The organism is Bartonella sp. AA78NXGY (genome assembly GCF_042197005.1).
Lineage (GTDB): Bacteria > Pseudomonadota > Alphaproteobacteria > Rhizobiales > Rhizobiaceae > Bartonella.
Map to the genome: position 1 here is coordinate 1 of NZ_JBHIRI010000111.1, position 534 is coordinate 534.

The 534-nt window shown below is 47.2% G+C and carries 1 protein-coding gene; it reads left to right on the top strand.

What is annotated here, in order from left to right:
* Positions 1 to 534, top strand: a 534-nt coding sequence (locus tag ACFINL_RS09920) for a DUF4815 domain-containing protein (RefSeq protein WP_375651510.1), incomplete at both ends; no start/stop codon positions are given.

The following is a 534-nucleotide window of genomic DNA, read 5'->3' on the forward strand; positions in this document are numbered from 1 at the left end:
GTACTCAACAATGTTGCCATGATTGGGCGCTTGGAAATTGGTGTGAAGCTGCAAAAAAAATGGATAACACACGAAGATGATCCAGAGCTCTTGGGGCAAGTCCCTGGCACCTTAGCAGAAGGAGAGCCCAGAGCGGCACGCGAAACAGCACAGCTTGTTTGGGCACTGAAAGAGGATGCGCAGAATGGCACTTTCTTTCCGGTTTATATTTTACAAGATGGTGTTCTGATTGATCAAAAATCGCCCTCACTGCTTGAACCCGCCATGCAAGCTATTGCGACGTACGACCGCGCCCATGGGCATTATATCGTGAGTGGCTGCCGTGTGAGCGCATTGGGAGCAAATAATGGTTGCCAAGTGTTTAGTATTCAAGAAGGAGAAGCCAATATCAATGGCTTTAAACGCAAACGCTTAGCGGCTTTGCGTCATGAAGAACTCGAGGACTTTTCGACAAGCGTTGTTCCTAGCGAAACGCATATTTTTGCGCCCCCAAAAGGGAAAACAAGTTTCACCTTTAAACCCTATTATTTTCCT